This is a genomic window from Bradyrhizobium sp. SPXBL-04, assembly GCF_051853035.1.
Taxonomy (GTDB): Bacteria; Pseudomonadota; Alphaproteobacteria; order Rhizobiales; family Xanthobacteraceae; genus Bradyrhizobium; species Bradyrhizobium zhanjiangense.
On sequence record NZ_CP182472.1, the window covers coordinates 2817210 to 2836873 of the forward strand.

At 64.8% G+C, this 19664-nt stretch carries 18 protein-coding genes and 1 pseudogene; 7 read left to right on the top strand and 12 right to left on the bottom strand.

Translation table 11 applies throughout. From position 1 onward, the window contains the following. Nucleotides 1–93: 93 nt before the first annotated feature. Both bamA and ACNJX8_RS13080 read left to right on the top strand, forming a co-directional pair. Nucleotides 94–2607, top strand: coding sequence for an outer membrane protein assembly factor BamA (gene bamA / locus ACNJX8_RS13075; RefSeq protein ID WP_439360922.1), 2514 nt, complete (start codon nucleotides 94–96; stop codon nucleotides 2605–2607). 190 nt (nucleotides 2608–2797) lie between these two features. Continuing rightward, complete coding sequence (locus ACNJX8_RS13080) at nucleotides 2798–3730, top strand: helix-turn-helix domain-containing protein (protein WP_439360923.1); 933 nt, start codon at nucleotides 2798–2800, stop codon at nucleotides 3728–3730. Between the two features lie 27 nt (nucleotides 3731–3757). On the opposite strand, the gene ACNJX8_RS13085 is transcribed toward ACNJX8_RS13080, so the two are convergent. From ACNJX8_RS13085 to ACNJX8_RS13115, 7 genes are all read right to left on the bottom strand, one after another. Next, on the bottom strand, nucleotides 3758–4684 hold the full coding sequence (locus ACNJX8_RS13085) for a catalase family peroxidase (RefSeq protein WP_439360924.1): 927 nt from the start codon (nucleotides 4682–4684) through the stop codon (nucleotides 3758–3760). Nucleotides 4685–4817: 133 nt separating this feature from the next. After that, complete coding sequence (locus tag ACNJX8_RS13090; RefSeq protein WP_439360925.1) at nucleotides 4818–6050, bottom strand: Zn-dependent hydrolase; 1233 nt, start codon at nucleotides 6048–6050, stop codon at nucleotides 4818–4820. Then, nucleotides 6043–6828 carry an ABC transporter ATP-binding protein gene (locus ACNJX8_RS13095; RefSeq protein ID WP_164939435.1) on the bottom strand — a complete coding sequence of 262 codons (786 nt, stop codon included), beginning with the start codon at nucleotides 6826–6828 and terminating at the stop codon, nucleotides 6043–6045. Before ACNJX8_RS13095 ends, ACNJX8_RS13090 begins: the two co-directional genes overlap by 8 nt. Then, nucleotides 6825–7598, bottom strand: coding sequence for an ABC transporter permease (locus ACNJX8_RS13100; RefSeq protein ID WP_439361905.1), 774 nt, complete (start codon nucleotides 7596–7598; stop codon nucleotides 6825–6827). The genes ACNJX8_RS13095 and ACNJX8_RS13100 overlap by 4 nt, the downstream gene beginning before the upstream one ends. Before the next feature lie 70 nt (nucleotides 7599–7668). After that, nucleotides 7669–8613: an ABC transporter substrate-binding protein gene (locus tag ACNJX8_RS13105; RefSeq protein ID WP_439360926.1), complete on the bottom strand. Its 945-nt coding sequence runs from the start codon at nucleotides 8611–8613 to the stop codon at nucleotides 7669–7671. Between the two features lie 106 nt (nucleotides 8614–8719). Next, nucleotides 8720–9448 (bottom strand): histidine utilization repressor, encoded by a 729-nt coding sequence (gene hutC, locus ACNJX8_RS13110; RefSeq protein ID WP_128932434.1) that lies wholly within the window; start codon nucleotides 9446–9448, stop codon nucleotides 8720–8722. Next, nucleotides 9445–10803, bottom strand: coding sequence for a formimidoylglutamate deiminase (locus tag ACNJX8_RS13115; protein WP_439360927.1), 1359 nt, complete (start codon nucleotides 10801–10803; stop codon nucleotides 9445–9447). The genes hutC and ACNJX8_RS13115 overlap by 4 nt, the downstream gene beginning before the upstream one ends. An 82-nt stretch (nucleotides 10804–10885) precedes the next feature. Here ACNJX8_RS13115 and hutI point away from each other — a divergent pair, with 82 nt between their 5' ends. The 3 genes from hutI to hutU are packed head-to-tail and all read left to right on the top strand — an operon-like array spanning nucleotide 10886 to nucleotide 15336. Further along, the gene (gene hutI, locus ACNJX8_RS13120) at nucleotides 10886–12100 is read left to right on the top strand and encodes an imidazolonepropionase (protein ID WP_439360928.1); all 1215 of its coding nucleotides are present in this window, start codon (nucleotides 10886–10888) and stop codon (nucleotides 12098–12100) included. Beyond that, nucleotides 12097–13656, top strand: a complete 1560-nt coding sequence (gene hutH / locus ACNJX8_RS13125; RefSeq protein WP_439360929.1) for a histidine ammonia-lyase — start codon at nucleotides 12097–12099, stop codon at nucleotides 13654–13656. Before hutI ends, hutH begins: the two co-directional genes overlap by 4 nt. 9 nt (nucleotides 13657–13665) lie before the next feature. Further along, the gene (gene hutU / locus ACNJX8_RS13130; RefSeq protein ID WP_439360930.1) at nucleotides 13666–15336 is read left to right on the top strand and encodes a urocanate hydratase; all 1671 of its coding nucleotides are present in this window, start codon (nucleotides 13666–13668) and stop codon (nucleotides 15334–15336) included. 7 nt (nucleotides 15337–15343) lie between these two features. Here hutU and ACNJX8_RS13135 read toward each other — a convergent pair. The 4 genes and pseudogenes from ACNJX8_RS13135 to ACNJX8_RS13150 form a co-directional block, all read right to left on the bottom strand. Continuing rightward, a pseudogene (locus ACNJX8_RS13135) lies at nucleotides 15344–15721 on the bottom strand (EAL domain-containing protein); the annotation flags it as partial. A gap of 156 nt (nucleotides 15722–15877) precedes the next feature. Beyond that, the gene (locus ACNJX8_RS13140) at nucleotides 15878–16093 is read right to left on the bottom strand and encodes a TonB-dependent receptor plug domain-containing protein (RefSeq protein ID WP_439360931.1); all 216 of its coding nucleotides are present in this window, start codon (nucleotides 16091–16093) and stop codon (nucleotides 15878–15880) included. 63 nt (nucleotides 16094–16156) lie between these two features. Further along, nucleotides 16157–17401 carry a hypothetical protein gene (locus ACNJX8_RS13145; protein ID WP_439360932.1) on the bottom strand — a complete coding sequence of 415 codons (1245 nt, stop codon included), beginning with the start codon at nucleotides 17399–17401 and terminating at the stop codon, nucleotides 16157–16159. 322 nt (nucleotides 17402–17723) lie between these two features. Beyond that, nucleotides 17724–18017 (bottom strand): hypothetical protein, encoded by a 294-nt coding sequence (locus ACNJX8_RS13150; RefSeq protein ID WP_128932441.1) that lies wholly within the window; start codon nucleotides 18015–18017, stop codon nucleotides 17724–17726. Between ACNJX8_RS13150 and ACNJX8_RS13155 the strand changes: the two genes are divergently transcribed. Both ACNJX8_RS13155 and ACNJX8_RS13160 read left to right on the top strand, forming a co-directional pair. Further along, nucleotides 18004–18168, top strand: coding sequence for a hypothetical protein (locus ACNJX8_RS13155; protein ID WP_439360933.1), 165 nt, complete (start codon nucleotides 18004–18006; stop codon nucleotides 18166–18168). The two genes, ACNJX8_RS13150 and ACNJX8_RS13155, sit on opposite strands and share 14 nt — an antisense overlap. Before the next feature lie 9 nt (nucleotides 18169–18177). Continuing rightward, nucleotides 18178–18987, top strand: coding sequence for an extracellular solute-binding protein (locus ACNJX8_RS13160; RefSeq protein WP_439360934.1), 810 nt, complete (start codon nucleotides 18178–18180; stop codon nucleotides 18985–18987). On the opposite strand, the gene ACNJX8_RS13165 is transcribed toward ACNJX8_RS13160, so the two are convergent. Continuing rightward, nucleotides 18961–19659 (bottom strand): ABC transporter permease, encoded by a 699-nt coding sequence (locus tag ACNJX8_RS13165; protein ID WP_439360935.1) that lies wholly within the window; start codon nucleotides 19657–19659, stop codon nucleotides 18961–18963. The genes ACNJX8_RS13160 and ACNJX8_RS13165 overlap by 27 nt on opposite strands. Between the last annotated feature and the right edge of the window lie 5 nt (nucleotides 19660–19664).

Genomic DNA, 19664 nt, shown 5'->3' on the forward strand with positions numbered 1-19664 from the left:
TTCAACGACCGGAAACACTACAGCAATCTCAAAGCCACACCGCGGCCACAGCCGTCTCGTTTCAGAGCAGGCGAGGTACTGTTGAGGTGTGGAATGTCGTTTTTGCGGGCCTGGCTGGTCGTTGCGGCGGCGAGTGGCGTGTCGATTGCAAGCTCACTGCCGCTTGCGCTGTTGCCGCGGCCGGCGGCCGCGCAAGTGGTGGAGACGATCGTCGTCGAAGGCAACCGTCGCGTAGAGGCCGAGACGGTCCGCTCCTACTTCAGGCCGGGGCCCGGGGGGCGTTTCGATCAATCGGCGGTCGACGAGGGCCTCAAGGCGCTGATCGGGACCGGCCTGTTTCAGGACGTGAAGATCAGCCGGGCCGGGGGCCGCATCGTGGTGTCGGTGGTCGAAAACGCCGTGATCGGTCGTGTCGCCTTCGAGGGCAACAAGAAGATCAAGGACGAGCAACTCTCGGCCGAGATCCAGTCCAAGCCGCGCGGCACCTTCTCGCGGTCGCTGGTGCAATCTGACACGCTGCGAATCGCCGAGATATATCGCCGGTCTGGCCGTTACGACGTGCGCGTCACGCCTGAAATCATCGAGCAGCCGAACAATCGCGTCGACTTGATCTTCACGGTCGAGGAGGGCGTCAAGACTTCGGTCAAATCGGTCGAGTTCATCGGCAATAGCACCTTCTCGGCCTCACGCCTGCGCGATGTCATCAAGACGCATGAGAGCAATCTGCTCAGCTTCCTCGGCAGCAACGACGTCTACGACCCCGATCGCGTCGAAGCCGACCGCGACCTGATCCGTCGCTTCTATCTCAAGAATGGTTTCGCCGACGTCCAGGTCGTGGCCGCGCTCACCGAATACGATCCGGGGAAGAAGGGCTTTCTCGTCACCTTCAAGATCGAGGAAGGACAGCAATATCGGGTCGGAGCGGTGAATTTCCGCTCCAGCATTCCCAATTTCGATGCGGGCTCGCTGCGCACCTATTCGCGCGTCAATGTCGGCTCGCTCTACAACGTCGAATCGGTCGAGAAGTCGACCGAGGAGATGCAGATCGAGGCCTCTCGCCGCGGTTATGCCTTCGCCGTGGTCCGCCCCGGCGGCGACCGCAATTTCGAGGCGCATACGGTCTCGGTCGTGTTCAACGTCGACGAGGGACCGCGCATCTATATCGAGCGCATCAATTTGCGCGGCAATACTCGCACGCGCGACTACGTAATCCGCCGCGAATTCGACCTCTCCGAGGGAGACGCCTACAACCGCGCGTTGGTCGACCGCGCCGAGCGGCGACTGAAGAACCTGGACTACTTCAAGAGCGTCAAGATCGTCACCGAGCCCGGCTCCCCCAGCGACCGTGTGATCCTGATCGTCGACATGGAAGAGAAATCGACCGGCGATTTCTCGATCTCGGGCGGTTACTCCACGACGGATGGCGCACTGGCCGAGGTTTCGGTCTCCGAGCGTAACCTGCTCGGCAAGGGACTCTACGCCAAGGCGTCCGTCAGCTATGGCCAGTACTCGCGTGGTATATCTCTGTCCTTCGTCGAGCCTTACCTGCTCGACTACAGGCTGGCGCTCGGATTCGACACTTATTGGCGCCAGCAATTGTCGAACAGCTATACGAGCTATGGCGTGACGACGCTGGGCTTCTCTCCGCGCCTGGGCTTTGCGTTGCGCGAGGACCTCTCACTCCAGCTCCGCTACTCGCTCTATCAGCAGAGCATTACGCTCTCCAGCGCGTACAATAATTGTAACAACAACGCATCGAACACGTCACTGGCCTTCAACCCGACGCCGGCCTACATCAAAAACGTTCTGGGCGGCGTCGACCCGACCAATTCCACGGACTCCGGCGTTTATGGATACGGCTGCTACGGCGACGGCGAATCGAGCTTGCCGGTCCGGAAAGAGCTGGCGAACGGCGCGACCTGGACGTCGGCGCTCGGCTACACCTTGAACTACAATACGCTCGACAACACCAAGAACCCCACCGACGGGTTGCTCGTCGACTTCCGGCAGGATTTCGCCGGGGTGGGCGGCGATGTGACTTACCTGAAGACAGCGATTGACACGAAGTATTACACGCCACTCGTGTCCGAGATCGTCAGCGTGATCCACCTTCAGGGCGGCATCCTCAACAAGATCGGCGAGCAGGATCTGCGCATGCTTGACCATTTCCAGATGGGACCGAACCTTGTACGCGGATTCGCTTCGAACGGCATCGGTCCGCGCGACATCACTTACTGGAGCCTGGGCGCGAGCGGCGATGCGCTCGGCGGCACGAAATACTGGGGCGCGTCGATGGAGTTGCAGATGCCGTTCTGGTTCCTGCCCAAGGAGGTTGGCCTGAAGGGCGCGATCTACGCCGATGCCGGCTCGCTCTGGGGCTATCAGGGGCCGACGTCATGGACGGCCACCGGCGAAGTCAACACGGCGGCCTGTCCGACATGCGGGCTGCAATATGATGACGGCAATGTGTTGCGATCGTCGGTTGGCGTCGGCCTGATCTGGGCCTCGCCGTTCGGGCCGCTGCGCTTCGACTATGCCGTGCCGATCACCAGGGGCAAATACGACGTCGTCCAGGAGTTCAGGTTCGGCGGCGGCACGTCGTTCTAGCGATGCGGCGCCGGCACCGCGATTCTCGTGTCGCGTGACGCACGTTCGCCATTTGATCGTGCGTTTGTGAAAACGTGTGAAACGCGCCTCGTGCGCACGTGGACAGTCGCCTCCGGATGTTGGATAATGCGCGCCCGGAATTGCAGGACACTGTGGCCTGCACTCGGACCTCCACAGAAAGGCTAATCCGATGACGCAGGCAGGCGCCTATGGACAGAGGCTCGGGCAGTTCCTGCGTCTGAAGCAGGCGCCGCCGGCCCTGATCACGCGCTCGCTGCGCAGCGCCGAGCTCGCGGTCACCGAAACCCGGAATGATCACCCGGTGCCCGGCCTGTCCGGTTCGCTGACCGCCGAAGACGCCTTTCTCGTCAGCCTGAAGCTTCACGACTACCCGGATTGCGAGCTCTGGGAGCGCGGCAAGTGTATCATGAAGGCGGACGTCCACGCCGGTACGACCTATCTCTACGATCTCAAGCGCGATCCGCGCTATGTGATCGACAAGCCGTTCCACTCGTTGTTTTTCTACATTCCGCGATCGGCACTCGATAGCATCTCCGAGCAGTGCAATGGGTCGCGGATCGACGAACTCGACTGTCAGATCGGCGTTGGCCATGACGACGGAATCATCCGCCACATCGGCGCGTCGCTGCAGCAAGGCCTGCGCAGGCCGGATGAGGCCAACCAGCTTTTCATCGACCACATGATGCTTGGGCTGACTGCCCATGTCGCCCAGACTTATGGCGGGCTCCGGCGTACGGCCGGACCCACCCGCGGCGGGCTCGCTCCGTGGCAGGCGAAACGTGCCTGCGAGAGGCTGGAATCCGACCTCGGCGGCAAGCTCTCGCTACAGAAGATCGCGACCGAGCTCGACCTCTCGGTCAGCCATTTCTCCCGCGCATTTCGAATCTCCGTCGGCCTGCCGCCGCACCAATGGCTGCTTCATCAGCGGGTGAAGGCCGCCAAGCAGTTGATGACCGTTCGCGACCTGCCGCTGACGGAGATCGCGATCTCCGCCGGGTTCGCCAACCAGAGTCACTTCACGCGCGTGTTTTCATCGATTGTCGGCGTCAGCCCGGCCGTGTGGCGCCGCGAGGCGCTCGGCGCCTCGCGCGCCGGGACGTGACCCCGCTGATCTGGGGCGCCAGTGCCCTCAACGGCGTTTCGCCAGTGAAATGGCGTAGGCGGTGCGCCGCGCCGCAAAGATCTCATCCGGCGGGTGCCCGATGCCATCGGCGAGATTGGCCGGATTGAAGATGGAGGCGTCGCAAGCCTGGTTCGGTTCGAACCCCGTGATCACGATCGTACCCAGGCGCACTTCTTCGCGGCTGTCCTCGTCCGGCCATCGTATGGTCACGTCCATGACGGGGTCGCCGGGACGGTCGAGCAGCGCCATCACGTTGAAGCGGACATCGCCGGTGGCGATCCGCGTGTTCAGGTCGTCGTGCAGGAAGTCGGCCGGCTTCGTCTCGGCTTCCTGCTCGGTCAGCGTCATGTCGTCGCCGACCGGGGCGACCTTGAACTTGATGAAGCGCGTCTCGCCTCGCGCGCTGGTCGCCGGAAAGGCGTGCACACCCCAATAGGTCGTGCCGGCAAAACTCCCGGCCAGCCGGCGGGCGGCGACATAGTTCGCCTGATTGAGCGTTTCGGGGTTGGCCGCCGAGAAAGCCGCGACCTTCGCCTCATCCGGCCTGCCGTCCGGTCCGGGGCTGCGCACCTCGAGGAAGGCCAGCATCTGCTCGGGCGTCCTTGCAAAATGCACGGGAGCGCTTTCCGTGAGGATGTCGGATCGATGATCCTCGTCGCCGAGTCTGAAGCTGAAGCCGCGCAGCACGCGGTTGTTGGTATCAGCCACGTCAGGATTGCCGCCGCCCACCGAGAAGCGTGCCAGCACGCGCGATGGCCTCGTGAAGCTCCGCGATCTCGTGACGTCCCCCGCCCGGTCCGACGGGGTGTAGGTGCCGCGAACACACCGGCCCTTCGCGAAGCTCGCACGCACTTTCGGCGGATTGCCGGCGACCGCCTTCAGGGCATCGACGATGGAGGCGGGTGTTGCGACGCCGTTCGGGCTCTCTGACAAGGCGGACCTCTCGCGTGTGCGAGCCCCGCTTCTAGGCACGCTTCGGGTCATGAGTCTTTCCCGAAGCGGGCACGATTTGCCCGATCCCGCCACGATCGATGCCCGATCGATCGGCCAGCGACGGCCCGTATGCTCAGCCGCCGAGGATGCGGCGGCAGGCGTCGACAAACACCTGCGCGCCGGTGGCGATGTCGGCATCGGCGGTGTTCTCGGTCCAGTGATGGCTGATGCCGCCGATCGACGGCACGAACAGCATCGCCGCGGGCATGATCGTTGCCAGCATCTGCGCATCGTGGCCGGCGCCGCTGGGCATGCGGACGGATCGACCGCCAGCCAGGGCCTTGCTCGCCGCTTCGATGGCATCCTGGAAGCCGGCATTCATCATGGCCGGCGCCCCGGTGCGCAGTTTCTCCACGGCGACGCTGCAGGGCCCCTTCGCGTTGACCTCGTCGGCCATGGTCCGCAGCAACTGCTCGAGCCGCGCGATGACCGCCGGGTCGTCGTCGCGGATCTGGAACAGCATTTCTGCTCCACCCGGAATGATGCTCGGTGCGCCGGGATCGAGCGTGATGCGACCGGTGGTCCATACCGTGCGCGGTCCGCAGGCATCGGGAAAACGTTCGTCGATCGCGACACAGAATTTGGCCAGCGCCAGGCCGGCATCCTTTCGCACGGCCATGCGGGTGGTGCCGGCGTGGTTCTGCTCGCCGACGAAATTGATCCGGTATTGCCAGATGCCAACGATCGAGGTCACGACGCCGATCGCGAGGCGGCCGCTTTCAAGCGTGTCGCCCTGTTCGATATGCGCCTCCAGATACCCGACGTGCCGGCTTGGCGGGACGGTGATGCGCGGGCGCCCCGAGAGCCCCATCTCGGCGAGTGCATCGCGCATGGTGCGGCCGCTGGTGCGGTCGCGGGCAGCATCGATGTCGGCCTCGGTCACTTGGCCGACATAGGAGCGCGAGCCGAGAAAGTGCCCGAAATGTCCTTCCTCGTCGCACCAAGCGGCGACCTCGACCGCGCCCTTGAACGAGGGATCGGCATTGAGGACGCGCGCGGCTTCGAGCGCATAGACGACGCCGAGCGGACCGTCGAGCCAGCCGGCGTAATTCTGGCTTTCCAGATGCGATCCCGCCAGCAGCTTCGGTCCCGGCTTTGCGCTGGTACCGAAGACATTGCCAATGCCGTCGATCGTGGCGGAGAGGCCGGCGTCGGGCAGCTTCCGCACCAACCAGTCCAGCGATTGCTTGTGCGGCTCGGAGAAGGTCGGCTTGTGCACGCCGGTCTTGTAGGCGCCGATGGCGCGCAGCGCGTTGAGGTCGGCGAGGACGCGCTTCCCGTCGGCGCGGGGCGGGGTGTCAGGCATGTTCGGCAACTTTCAGCGCCTCGGTGCGGATCTCCTCGACCAGCCGCTCCTTGAGCTGGACGAATTCCGGCGTGGTCTTGATCTTGTAGGAACGCGGATGCGGCAGGTCCACATGGATCTCGGCCTTGATGCGGCCGGGGCGCGCGCTCATGACGATGACGCGGCTGCCGAGGAAGATCGCCTCCTCGATGTCGTGGGTCACGAACAGCACGGTCTTCTGGTCGCGCTCCCAGATCCCGAGCAGCATCTCCTGCATCAAGGCGCGGGTCTGGTTGTCCAGCGCGCCGAAGGGCTCGTCGAGCAGCAGGATTTTCGGATCGTTGGCGAGCGCGCGGGCGATCGCCGTGCGCTGCTGCATGCCGCCGGAGAGCTGCTTGGGCCAGTGGTTCTCGAAGCCGGACAGTCCGACCTGGCGGATGAAAGCATCGGCGATCCTGTTCCGCTCGTCTTGCGACACGCCGCGCTCGCGCAGGCCGAAGGCGATGTTCTCGCGTACGGTCAGCCAGGGAAACAGGGTGTAGGACTGGAACACCATGCCGCGATCGGCGCCCGGGCCGGTCACTTCGCGCCCATCGAGCGTGACACGTCCGCTGGTGGGGCGATCGAGGCCGGCGACGATACGGAGCAGCGTGGACTTGCCGCAGCCGGACGGGCCGAGGATGGTGACGAAGTCGTTGTTGCCGATGACGAGATCGGTCGGCTCCAGCGCCCTGGTCGGCGCATTGCCATGGCGCGCGGGAAAGGTGCGCGAGACCTGCTCGATCTTGAGGATCGTCATGCGAGCCTCCACGGAAACAGCCAGGCGTTGAACGCCTTGAACATGAAGTCCGACAGGAGGCCGATCAGTCCGATCACGATGATGCCGAAGATGATCTGGCCGGTGTTGAGCAGCGCCTGGCTGTCGGTGATCATGTGGCCGATGCCCGAGGACGAGCCGATCAGCTCGGCGACGATGACATAGGTCCAGGCCCAGCCGAGCACCAGCCGCAAAATTTCTGCGATCTCCGGCGCGGAGGAGGGCAGCAGCACGCGGCGGATGATGCCGCGGTCGCTGGCTCCGAGTGTATAGGCCGCCTCCACCAGATCACGCCGGGTCGCGCCGACGTTCACGGCAACCATCAGGATGACCTGGAACACCGATCCGATGAAGATGACGAGCAGTTTCTGCAATTCGCCGATGCCGGCCCAGAGGATCAGGAGCGGAATAAAGGCGGACGCAGGCAGATAGCGCGCGAAGGAGACGAACGGTTCGAGGAAAGCTTCGACCGGCTTGTATGCACCCATCAGCACGCCGAGCGGCACAGCGATGATTGCCGCGAGGGCAAAGCCGCCGACGACGCGCCAGATCGTCAGGCCGATGTCGTAGACGAAGCCCTGCTTCGTCAGCAGGTCGTAACCTTCCTGCAGCATGGTCAGCGGGTTTGCGAGGAATGTCTTCGACACATGGCCGCCGAGCGTCGCCCAGGACCAGAGGGCAACGAACAGCATGAAGAATGCAAGGCCGTACGCCATGCGTTGCTTCGATGTCACGGGATCCAGGGGACGCATCAAACTGTCTATCCGAATAGTCGATCATGTGCCGGCTCCGCCTCTTGGCGGAACCGGCCACTTGCAGAAGTTACTTGATGTAGCTCGCGTCGAAGAGGTCTTCGACCTTCGGCGCGGTCTTGATGATGCCGATCTCGAGTAGGAGCTCGGCGGCCTCCTTGTTGAAGGTCAGGAAATCGCCGGCGAAGAACTTCTGGTTCGCCGCCTTGTCCTGCCAACGCAGATATTTCGCCGAGTTGCCGAACTGCTCGCCGGACTGCTTCACGTCGGCGCCCATGATCTCGTAGGCCTTGGCCTGATCCTTGGCGATCATGTCGAGCGCCGCGAAATAGCTGTCGGCAAGTGCCTTGGCGGCCTTCGGGTTCTCGGTGAGGAACTTCGGCGTGCAGCCGAATGTGTCCATGACCATCGGGTAGTCGAGCGTGGTTGCGATGATCTTGCCCTTGTCGGGCGCGGCACGAACCGTCGAAAGATACGGTTCATACGTCATCGCGGCATCGTTCTGGCCGGAGACGAAGGCCTGCGCAGCCGCAGCCGGCTCGAGGTTGACGACGGTGACGTCCTTCACCGACAGACCGTTCTTCTTGAGCATCCAGGCCAGCGCGAAATAGGGCGAGGTGCCGGGCGCGGAGGCGGCGACGGTCTTGCCCTTCAGATCCTTGATCGAAGCCAGGTCGTTGCGCACGGCCATGCCGTCGGCGCCGTAGCTCTTGTCGAGCTGGAAGATCTGCTTGGTCGCAACGCCGTTGGCGTTCCATGAGATCCATGTCTCGACGGTGGTTGCCGCGCACTGGACGTCGCCGGAGGCGATCGCGAGGTGACGGTCCTTCTGCGGGATCTTCTTGATGGTGACGTCGAGGCCGTTCTTCTTGAAGATGCCGGCCTCCTTCGCCAGCGTCAGCGGCGCGAAGCCGGTCCATCCGGAGATGCCGATGCCGACCTTGACGTCGTCGGCGAGCACCGGAGTGGCGGTCGCGAGGGCAATGATTGTCACAAATACTTTCGAACTACGCATGATTGTCGTCCTCTTGCCGATCGATGGATTGACGTCCTGTTGATCCTTGTCGGTCCATTTGGACCGTTGCCCGAAGCATTGCACGAACTGTGCCGACATTGTTCTCTCAGCCTCCCTTGAATCGGGCGACAAGGCGGTGAGAGTCACCGGGATAGAGCAGGCGCACCGCGGTGATCGTGCGCGCGCTGCGCCAGGTATAGCGGTCGATCACGAGGCAGGGCGCGCCGATTGCGATGTCGAGCGCCTTCGCCGCGCGATCATCCGCAACGATAGCGCTGATGGTATGCTCGGCCTCCGTCCATGGCACATGATGGAGCAGCCACGAGCCGGGCGGCTCGCGCGAGAAATCCGCGGTCGCAGCATTCGGCACGGACGACAGATCGATCAGCCTGTCCTCGACGGCGAAGGGCACGTTGTCGGCGCTGTGCCGGCAGGCGATCGCGACCACCTTGCCGGCCTTCTTGACGCCCAGGCGGTCGCGGTCGGCGGCGGTCGCCGTGCGCAGCTTGCGGCCGATCAGCTCGTAGCCGTAAGCGCGGCCGAGCGCGATGATTTCGGCGCGGATGTCGGCGATCTTGAGCACGGCGGACTGGTGCTGCGGCCGGCGCACGAAGGAGCCGGCGCGCCGCCGCCGCTCGATCAGGTCGGCTTGCGCCAGCTCCGACAGCGCCTTGTTCACCGTCATGCGCGAGCAGCCGTAACGCGCGACCAGCTCGTGCTCGAAGGGGATGCGATGTCCGGGCGGCCATTCGCCGGTCAAAATGCGCTTTTCGATATCGGCGCGGATTCGCTTATAGAGCGTCGGCTTGTCGGTCGCACCGGTCGCGAGGCTCATGCGACGAGCCTCCGGATGGAGGCGTTGAAGCGCTCGCGTGCGGCTTGGCGCAGCTTGTGCCGGCCATTCTCGACGACCTTGGCGCCGCCGGCCCAAACGCAATCGATCGCGCCGCCGCCGGCCGCGAAGATCCAGCCGTCGATGATGGCGTCGCGTGCGCGCCCCGCCAGCGACGGATGTGCCGTGTCGAGCGTGACGATATCAGCGCGCGCACCCGGCGCGAGGCCGACTGTCGGCTGCGCCAGCGCTTGCGCGCCGCCTGCAAGCGCATGATCGAACAGCGTGCGTCCGGTCGAGCGCCCCGCACCGCTGGAGAGCACGTTACGCTGACGATGCTTCAGACGCTGACCGTATTCGAGCTGGCGCAACTCGTCGGCGACGCCGATCAGCACGTTGGAATCGGTGCCCACGCCGAACGCGCCGCCGGCGGCGAGAAATTCGCGCGCCGGAAAGATGCCGTCGCCGAGGCTCGCTTCCGTGATGGGGCAGAGACCCGCGACCGCGCCGGTCTTGGCGAATGCGGTGACTTCCTCATCCGTCGTATGGGTGGCGTGGATGAGGCACCAGCGTTGATCGATGGGCGCGTGCTCCAGCAGCCATTGCACCGGCCGCCGGCTCGACCATGCCAGGCAATCCTCGACTTCCTTCACCTGTTCGGCGGCATGAATGTGCACCGGCCCGCCATCGGCCAGCGGAATGATCGCGGCGAGTTCGTCCGGCGTCACCGCGCGCAAGCTGTGCGGCGCGATGCCGATATTGGCGCCCGGCAATGTTGCGATGGCCTTGCGTGATGCGGCCATCAGAGCGGCGAACTGATCGACCGAGCAGATGAAGCGGCGCTGGCCGGCATGCGGCGCTGCGCCGCCGAAGGAGCCATGCGCATAAAAACTTGGCAGCAGTGTCAGGCCAATGCCTGACGCTTCGGCAGCCTGTGCGATGCGCGCGGCCATCTCGCCGAGATCAGCGTAGGGCGAGCCGTCGCGATCATAATGAAGATAGTGGAATTCGCCGACGCGGGTAAAACCCTGCTCCAACATCTCGACATAGAGCAGCGTCGCGACGGCTGTAACGTCATCCGGCGTCATCGCCAGCGCGAAGCGATACATCGTCTCGCGCCAGGTCCAGAAGGTATCGGTGCTGCCGCCGCGCAACTCGGCGAGGCCCGCCATGCCGCGCTGGAACGCGTGGCTGTGCAGGCTCGCCAATCCCGGAAGCGCGATTGCGTGGCGCTCGTCGCCGGCGGCCGGCGCCACATTCGGCGTCACCGCCGCGATCGCGCCGGCGGTGATGACCACCTGCACGTCATTGGCCCAGCCCGAGGGCAGGAGCGCGGAGGCGAAATGCAGTCGGGTCATGATTACACGCCGGCTGGACAGAACCGCCCCACGATTATATGTCTAGACATATAAGTCAAGCATCCCACGAAGGGGCCGTTGCATGGCAGAGCACTTCGACCGGATCTGGCACAATGCCCGGCTCGCCACGATGCGGGCTGACCGTCCTGACCTTGGCGAGATCGAGCGGGGCGTAATCGCCGCGCGCGGCGGCCGTATCGTCTATGCGGATGCGCAGACCGATTTTCCGTCGGATGCTGATGCGCCCGAGAGGATCGATTGCGAGGGACGCTGGATCACGCCCGGCCTCGTCGATTGCCATACCCATCTGGTCTATGGGGGCAACCGCGCGCACGAGTTCGAGCTGCGCCTGAAGGGAGCGAGCTACGAGGAGATCGCGCGCGCCGGCGGCGGCATCGTCTCGACGGTGGCTGCGACGCGGAAGGCGAGCGAGACCGAGCTCGTCGCAGGCGCGCTGCCGCGGCTCGATGCGTTGATCGCGGAGGGCGCAACCACGGTCGAGATCAAGTCCGGCTACGGCCTCGATGCCGAAACCGAGATGCGTCAGCTTGCCGCCGCGCGCAGCCTCAGTGGCCATCGGCCGGTTGCGATCCGCACCTCCTTCCTCGGCGCGCATGCACTGCCGCCGGAGGCGGAGGGCAACAAGGATCGTTACATCGATCTCGTGTGCAAGGAGATGCTGCCCGCGGTCGCTAAGGCAGGCCTTGCCGACGCCGTCGATGCCTTCATGGAGGGAATCGCGTTCTCCGCCGAGCAGACCGCGCGGGTGTTCGAGACGGCGAGGGGGCTTGGACTTCCAGTCAAGCTTCATGCCGACCAGCTCTCGAATCTCGGCGGTGCCGCGCTTGCCGCGAAATTCTCGGCGCTCTCGGCCGATCATCTCGAGCACACCGACGAAGCCGGCGCCGTCGCGATGGCGAAGGCCGGAACGGTGGCGGTGCTGCTGCCCGGCGCCTTCTACTTCATCCGAGAGACGCAAAAGCCGCCGGTCGAGACGTTTCGCAGGCTTGGCGTGCACATGGCGCTGGCGACCGACTGCAATCCCGGCAGCTCGCCGCTGACCTCGCTGCTGCTCACGGTGAACATGGGGGCGACCCTGTTCCGGATGACGGTGGCCGAATGCCTTGCCGGCGTGACGCGCGAGGGGGCGCGGGCGCTTGATGTGCTGGATGAGACCGGCACGTTAGAGGCCGGCAAATGGTGCGACCTCGCGATCTGGGACATCGAGCGGCCGGCCGAGTTGGTCTACCGCATCGGCTTCAATCCGCTGCACGAGCGGATATGGAGGGGGCAGTGACGGAGCAGGACACAGCGATCGTCGTCAGACCGGGGACGGTCAGTCTCGATGATCTCGCCTGCGTGCTCGATGGTGCGCCCGTCGTGCTCGATCCCTCATTCTGGCCCCGCGTCGAAGCCGCGGCGGAGATCGTCGCAAGAGCCGCGCGCGCGGATGTCCCAGTCTATGGCATCAACACCGGCTTCGGGAAGCTTGCGTCGAAGCGCATTCCGCCGGACCAGACTGCGCTGCTCCAGCGCAACCTGATTGTCTCGCACTGCTGCGGCGTCGGCCCGGCGACACCGGAACCGATCGTGCGGCTGATGATGGCGCTGAAGATCGTCTCGCTCGGGCGCGGCGCCTCTGGCGTGCGCTGCGAGGTAATCGAGCAACTGCAGGCAATGCTGGCGCGGGGTGTCTATCCGCTGGTGCCGCAGCAGGGCTCCGTGGGCGCCTCCGGCGATCTTGCACCGCTCGCGCATATGACGGCAGTGATGATCGGCGAGGGGCAGGCCATCATTGACGGGAAAACCGTATCTGGCGCCGAGGCACTAAAGGCCGCCGGTCTCGCGCCGCTGACGCTTGGCCCCAAAGAGGGCCTCGCGCTGATCAACGGCACGCAATTGTCGACGGCCTACGCGATCTCCGGCGTGCTGCGTGCGTTTCGCCTGGCCCGCGCAGCGCTCGTGACCGGCGCATTGTCGGTGGATGCCGCGATGGCCTCGACAGCGCCGTTCCGCCCTGAAATCCAGGCGCTACGCGGTCATGCCGGGCAGATCGCCGCGGCGGCGACATTGACGGCGCTGCTCGACGGCAGCGACATCCGCCTGTCGCATCTCGAAGGCGACGAGCGCGTGCAGGACCCCTATTGCCTGCGTTGCCAGCCGCAGGTCACGGGCGCGGCGCTCGACCTGATCACGCAGGCAGCGCGCACGCTGATCATCGAGGCCAACGCCGTCACCGACAATCCGCTGGTGCTGGTCGAGACGGGCGAGATCGTCTCCGGCGGCAATTTCCACGCCGAGCCGGTGGCCTTTGCCGCCGACGCGATTGCGCTGGCGCTATCGGAGATCGGCGCGATCAGCGAGCGGCGCATCGCGACGCTGGTCGACCCCGCGCTCAATTTCGGCTTGCCGCCGTTCCTGACGCCCGACCCCGGCATCAATTCCGGCTTCATGATCGCCGAGGTCACGGCGGCCGCGCTCTATGCCGAGAACAAGCAGCGCGCGCTCGCCTGCTCGATCGATTCGACCCCGACCAGTGCGAACCAGGAAGATCACGTCTCGATGGCCGCGCATGCCGCGCGACGCCTGTCCGACATGGCCGACAATCTTGCTGCCATACTCGGCATCGAGCTTCTGGTCGCCGCCCAAGGCATCACACTGCGCGCGCCGCATGCGACCAGCGCGCCGCTCGTTGCCGTCATTGCCGCGCTTCGTGAGCAAGTGCCAGCACTCGGTGCCGACCGCTACATGGCCGGCGATCTCGCCAAGGCAGCTGAACTGATCGAGGCCGACGCGCTGCCGGCGATCGCGATCACCGCACTTCCATCCGATCCGTTTCCGAGACTTGACTAAGAGGTCCGCATGAACCGCCGACTGGACAATGACCGTACCATCCGCGCGCCCCGCGGCAGCGAGATCAGCGCCAAGAGCTGGCTGACGGAAGCGCCCTTGCGCATGCTGATGAACAATCTCGATCCCGATGTGGCGGAGCGGCCGAGCGAGCTCGTCGTCTATGGCGGCATCGGCCGCGCCGCGCGCGACTGGGAGAGCTTCGACCGGATCACGGCGGCCTTACGCAAGCTCGAAAACGACCAGACCTTGCTGATCCAATCCGGAAAACCGGTCGGTGTCTTCCGCACCCATGCCGACGCGCCGCGTGTCTTGATCGCGAACTCCAACATCGTGCCGCACTGGGCGACGCTCGATCATTTCAACGAGCTCGATCGGAAAGGCCTGATGATGTACGGCCAGATGACTGCAGGCTCCTGGATCTATATCGGCAGCCAGGGCATCGTGCAGGGCACCTACGAAACCTTCGTCGAGGTCGGTCGTCGCCATTATGGCGGCAGCCTCGCCGGCAAATGGATTCTCACCGCCGGCCTCGGCGGCATGGGCGGCGCGCAGCCGCTGGCTGCGACCATGGCCGGTGCTTCGATGCTCGCGGTCGAATGCCAGCCGAGCCGCATCGAGATGCGCTTACGCACCGGCTATCTCGATCGGCAGGCCGCAACCCTCGACGAAGCGCTCGCCATCATGGAAGAGGCCGCGAAGACGAAGAAGGCGGTCTCGGTCGGCCTGCTCGGCAATGCCGCCGAGATCTTCCCGGAGCTGGTGCGCCGCGGCGTGAAGCCCGACGTCGTCACCGACCAGACCAGCGCGCACGATCCGATCAACGGTTATCTGCCCAAGGGCTGGACGCTGGCCGAATGGGAAGCCAAGCGCGCATCCGACCCGAAGTCGGTCGAGCGTGCCTCGAAGACGTCGATGGTCGAGCACGTGAAGGCCATGCTGGATTTCCACGCGCAGGGCATTCCGACGCTCGACTACGGCAACAACATCCGCCAGATGGCGCAGGATATGGGCCTGAAGAACGCCTTCGATTTCCCGGGCTTCGTTCCGGCCTATATTCGTCCGCTGTTCTGCCGCGGCGTCGGGCCGTTCCGCTGGGCCGCGCTCTCGGGCGATCCCGAGGACATCTTCAAGACCGACGCCAAGGTCAAGGAGCTGATGCCTGACGACAAGCATCTGCACAATTGGCTCGACATGGCCAAGGCGCGCATCAAGTTCCAGGGCCTGCCGGCGCGGATCTGCTGGGTCGGCCTTGGTGATCGCCATCGCCTGGGCCTTGCCTTCAACGAGATGGTGGCGCGCGGCGAATTGAAAGCGCCGATCGTCATCGGCCGCGATCATCTCGACAGCGGCTCGGTGGCAAGCCCCAACCGCGAGACCGAGGCGATGAAGGACGGATCGGACGCGGTATCCGACTGGCCCTTGCTCAACGCGCTGCTCAATTGCGCCAGCGGTGCGACCTGGGTCTCGCTACACCATGGCGGTGGCGTCGGCATCGGCTATTCGCAGCACGCCGGCATGGTGATCGTCGCCGATGGCACGCCGGAAGCCGCAAAACGCATCGAACGCGTGCTCTGGAACGATCCCGCCAGCGGCGTGATGCGCCATGCCGACGCGGGTTATGACATTGCGATCGACTGCGCCCGTGACAAGGGTCTCGATCTGCCGAGCTTAGCGAAGTAGCCGCGCCTCAGGCCACGACCTTGGCGTCGGCGCCGTCGAGGCGCAGCTGTTCCTTGGCGAGATAGTCGCCGATCGCGTCGGCCGGCATGGGCTTTGCGAAATAATAGCCCTGGATGAAGTCACACCCCAGGCGGCGCAGGGTGTCGAGCTGAGCACGAGTCTCGACGCCCTCGGCAACACAGGCGATCTCCATGTCGTCGCACAGGCCCGTGAGCGACTTGATGATCTTGTAGCTCACGGGATTGTCGTTGATGTCGGCGACGAAGCTGCGGTCGACCTTGATCTTGTCGAGCGGCAGCCGGTGCACGTGGCTCAGTGAGGAATAGCCGGTGCCGAAATCATCCAGCGAAATGCCGCAGCCCATCGCCTTCAGGATGCGCAAGTTACATCGTGGCTGGCGTTGCGGGCAACTGCTTCGTGCCTGGAAATATCGATGTGCCGCGTGGGAACAACGCGGGTCGGCCGAAAGCGGTGCGAGACGCCTAGCGCCCGATCGTCACGCCGGCGGTCGAGCGCATGGCGTCCCGGAGGCTCGTCGCGTTCATGCGTCGAGGACCTGCCGCGTCAGCACGGTGGTCTGGCCGGGCGTGTTGAGGATTGTCTCGCCGCGTGAGGAAGAGAGCCGATCGGCCTTGTAGGGCGCGGCCGGATCGGTGGCAGGAGCAGCCGCATGACGTGGCCGTTTGTCCGCGGCCAGAGCGGGCTGCGAGATGCAGAAGGCGGCGATCAGGATCAGAGACAATGACCTTGCGCGCATATGCGATCTCCCATGTCGGGACATCAACCTAGCACATCGCACCGGTGGCCGCAGAAGAAAGGATCAGGCGAGGGCGGCCTGGCGCTCCCGCACCGGCTCGCGGGCGCGGTCGTGTTTCCCAGGCTCGGCGAGCCGGGTGAAACTGCGCTGGCTCGCATGCGCGGGCGCCTCGACGATGACGCCCTCGCAGACGATCTGCCCGCCGAGCATCCTGAATTCCAGCTTGTCGTAGCGCGGCATCGTCTCGCCGGGCGCCGGCGGCAGCAGTCCGACACTGCCCTGGATGTTGAGCGTGGCGTCGCCGGTGCCGTGCAGGCGCGGATTCCACATCCTGATCCCGGTCTCGGCCCAGCGCTGCCGGATCAGCGCGGCGCGGTCGGTAGGCTCTGCGACCTTTGGCCGAGGCTTCCGCGTGCTGGGTGTCTTCGCAGCGGGAGACTCGAGGATCGGCTCCGGCGCGACATCGGTGACGACGCTCGGTGTGTTGGTGGAAGCGTCCGCTGCGACGATCGTTGCGACAAGCGCGGAATCGCCAGCGAAGCCGGGCTCGATCTCTACGACGACACTGGGAGACGGAGCCCTGTCGATGCCGCTCTCGGCAATATCCTCCGCCGAGACTTCGCTCTCGGCAAGCGCGACACGCGAGTCGTCTGCGACGGCCAGCTCAACATCCCCTGGGAGGTCGGTGGAGGTGTCATCGTGGACGATGAGAACGGGTGCGTCAACCGAGGCAATCGCGACGTCGGCGGCCGCGACCGGCGCCTCCTCCGCGATGGGTCCGACGTTGGCCTGGAGTTCGCAAGTTGGATTGCTGCTGATGAGGGGCGCAGGAATATCGACCGGCTCGACCTCGACGGCGGCGGTTGCGACCGCTGTCTCTTCCACGACGGCGGGTTCAGGGTTCGCCGAGAGTTCTGCCGGCGGATCGTTGCTGATGACTTCAGGAACATCAACCGGCTCGCTCTCGGCCGACGAGAGCGCAACCTTTTCGACGACGACCGGTTCGACGTCTACCGGCATCTCCAGGGTCGGGTGGTCGCCGGCGTCGACATCGATTGGCGCCGCAGATGGGCTTTCCGCGATGACAGTATCATTCCCTGCGACCGGAGTCGCGACCGCGATCTGGGCATCGCTGCAGCGCGGAGCGGTGCTGAGACCGGTGTCGAGAGACGGAGCTGCTTCTGCAATGTCGGAGGTGACGGCGGGTGAGTCGCTTGCGGCACTCGGTGCGACGTCGACACTGCCGCTGTGCGGCAGGGGCCGGAGCCGGGTGAACGCCCATTTCACCGCAGGGATGCGGCGCAGCAACGATATCAGTCTCGAAAGCACTGGGAGTTGTCCAAGAGGTACTCGGCGTGAGGCAATCGCTGATTCGTCAGCAATGTGAAAAACTGCCCCGGCCGTCACACCGATGTCAATCTAGGTGGGACCAATTGCAGAACATCCGCGTACCATTGTGCGCGTTGGCGCGATCGTCTGGCGCCAGCCCAGCTAACAAGAGCAAATTCCGAAGCGGACGCCAAACGTGCGAATAGCGGTGGTTAGCGATCGACATGAGCGGGGGCTCGCGCTTGGCAGCGAGCCCCCAGAAATCTTCAAGCTGCGCGCAGCTGCAACGTCATCTCTCGCGCTATTTCCCGCCGGAGCCGGCACCGCCGCCAGAACCCGCGCCGCCGCCGGCCTGGTTGCCCATGTTATTCGTATTGGTGCCACCTGCGGATGGCGACTGTGCGCCCTTGCTGTCGCTGGCCTCGTTCTGCATGTTCGATGCGCGGCCCGTCGTCATGCCTTTGGTCGCGGGCCCCCGCGATGAGGGACCAACCTCGCCCTGACTGGATGCGCCTGGAGCAGGTTGTGTCTGCGCGAAGGCGCTACCGGTCGCCAGGGCCATGATGCACGCGGATGCCAGAATGATCTTCTTCATTGGATTCTCCTTGACTTTGCATCCCGGACAATCCGCCTCCACCAACGACGTTCCTGCCGATCTATCACCACCGCTTCAACTCTTTGCGGCCGAAGTCGGGGTTCCCGTTTTCATCGCCAGCGGCTATTCAGGCCCCTCATCATTCGTTTAGGGAGGACGTATGAGAAGGATTGCTGCCATCGGAGCGCTTCTGCTCTGGTCCACCCTCGCGTTCGCGCAGGATCGCACCATCACCGTGGCCTCGACGACGTCGACGGAACAGTCGGGGCTCTTCGGTTATCTGCTGCCGCTGTTCTCGAAGACCGAGGGCATCGAGGTGAAGGTCGTTGCCGTCGGCACCGGCCAGGCGCTTGACATCGGGCGGCGCGGCGATGCCGACGTGGTGTTCGTTCATGATAGGGCTGCCGAGGACAAGTTCATGTCCGAAGGCCAGGGCGTCAAGCGCTTCGACGTCATGTACAACGACTTCGTCATCGTCGGTCCCAAGAGCGATCCCGCGAAAATCGCCGGCGGCAAGGAGGTCACTGATGCGCTGCGCAAGATTGCGGCTGCGAAAGCGCCGTTCATCTCGCGCGGCGACAAATCCGGCACCCACGCGGCCGAGCTGCGATTGTGGAAGGAAGCGGGTGTCGATATCGCAGCGGGCAAGGACGGCTGGTATCGGGAGATCGGCCAGGGCATGGGACCGGCGCTGAATATGGCCTCGTCGTCGAATGCCTATCTTCTGTCGGACCGCGGCACCTGGCTCTCGTTCAAGAACAGGGGCGAACTTGCCATCCTGACCGAGGGCGACAAGCGGCTGTTCAACCAGTATGGCGTCATGCTGGTGAATCCGGCAAAGCATCCGAACGTCAAGGCGAAGGACGGACAGGCTTTCATCGACTGGCTCATCTCATCGAAGGGGCAGGATGCGATCGCAGGCTACAAGGTGGGCGGCGAGCAGCTATTTTTCCCCAACGCGTCCCACTAGCAGGAACGCAATGGTCGACACCGCGACGCTGAGCGCGAGCAGGATCAGCCCGAGCCCCAGCGCCAGCGGCAGGTCGCCCTTGCTGGTCTCCAGCGCGATCGCGGTTGTCATCGTGCGCGTAAAGCCGCGGATGTTGCCGCCGACGATGATGATGGCGCCGACTTCCGCGATGGCGCGGCCGAAAGCCGCGAGAAAGGCCGTCAACAGCGAGGTCCGTCCCAGCGCGAACAGCAGTGCCATGCTGCGCAGGGTGGACAGTCCGTCGATCCGCGCCAGATCGCCATACTCCGCCCACAGCAGGCTGGCCGGACGGTGCACCAGCGCCACCACGATCGGCGTCGCGAGCAGCGTCTGCGCGATCACCATGGCCGTCGGTGTGAACAATAGTCCTCCCGCCCCGAGCGGACCGGACCGCGACAGCAGGAGGTAGAGCGCGAGCCCGACCACGACCGGCGGCAGGCCGAGCAAGGCATTGGTCAGGATGATGATGATTTGCCGTCCGCGGAAGCGCGTGATCGCAAGCAGGGCCCCGAATGGTGCACCGATCAGCAGCGCGACGATGCTCGCGGTCAGGCTGACCCGCACCGACAAGGCGACGATGCCGAGCAGTTCGGCGTCGGCTTCGCCGATCAGCGTGAAGGCGGCACCGGTGGATCGTGCGAAATCGTTCATCCGGC

What these genes read in the sequence shown, in the direction of transcription:
- bamA (WP_439360922.1), top strand. Translation starts at nt 94, where the DNA reads ATGTCGTTTTTGCGGGCCTGGCTGGTCGTTGCGGCGGCGAGTGGCGTG.
- ACNJX8_RS13095 (WP_164939435.1), bottom strand. Translation starts at nt 6,828, where the DNA reads ATGACGATCCTCAAGATCGAGCAGGTCTCGCGCACCTTTCCCGCGCGC.
- ACNJX8_RS13155 (WP_439360933.1), top strand. Translation starts at nt 18,004, where the DNA reads ATGATCTTCTTCATTGGATTCTCCTTGACTTTGCATCCCGGACAATCC.
- ACNJX8_RS13150 (WP_128932441.1), bottom strand. Translation starts at nt 18,017, where the DNA reads ATGAAGAAGATCATTCTGGCATCCGCGTGCATCATGGCCCTGGCGACC.
- hutI (WP_439360928.1), top strand. Translation starts at nt 10,886, where the DNA reads ATGGCAGAGCACTTCGACCGGATCTGGCACAATGCCCGGCTCGCCACG.
- ACNJX8_RS13105 (WP_439360926.1), bottom strand. Translation starts at nt 8,613, where the DNA reads ATGCGTAGTTCGAAAGTATTTGTGACAATCATTGCCCTCGCGACCGCC.
- ACNJX8_RS13090 (WP_439360925.1), bottom strand. Translation starts at nt 6,050, where the DNA reads ATGCCTGACACCCCGCCCCGCGCCGACGGGAAGCGCGTCCTCGCCGAC.
- ACNJX8_RS13080 (WP_439360923.1), top strand. Translation starts at nt 2,798, where the DNA reads ATGACGCAGGCAGGCGCCTATGGACAGAGGCTCGGGCAGTTCCTGCGT.
- ACNJX8_RS13140 (WP_439360931.1), bottom strand. Translation starts at nt 16,093, where the DNA reads ATGCGCGCAAGGTCATTGTCTCTGATCCTGATCGCCGCCTTCTGCATC.
- hutC (WP_128932434.1), bottom strand. Translation starts at nt 9,448, where the DNA reads ATGAGCCTCGCGACCGGTGCGACCGACAAGCCGACGCTCTATAAGCGA.
- ACNJX8_RS13165 (WP_439360935.1), bottom strand. Translation starts at nt 19,659, where the DNA reads ATGAACGATTTCGCACGATCCACCGGTGCCGCCTTCACGCTGATCGGC.
- ACNJX8_RS13115 (WP_439360927.1), bottom strand. Translation starts at nt 10,803, where the DNA reads ATGACCCGACTGCATTTCGCCTCCGCGCTCCTGCCCTCGGGCTGGGCC.
- ACNJX8_RS13100 (WP_439361905.1), bottom strand. Translation starts at nt 7,598, where the DNA reads ATGCGTCCCCTGGATCCCGTGACATCGAAGCAACGCATGGCGTACGGC.
- hutU (WP_439360930.1), top strand. Translation starts at nt 13,666, where the DNA reads ATGAACCGCCGACTGGACAATGACCGTACCATCCGCGCGCCCCGCGGC.
- ACNJX8_RS13160 (WP_439360934.1), top strand. Translation starts at nt 18,178, where the DNA reads ATGAGAAGGATTGCTGCCATCGGAGCGCTTCTGCTCTGGTCCACCCTC.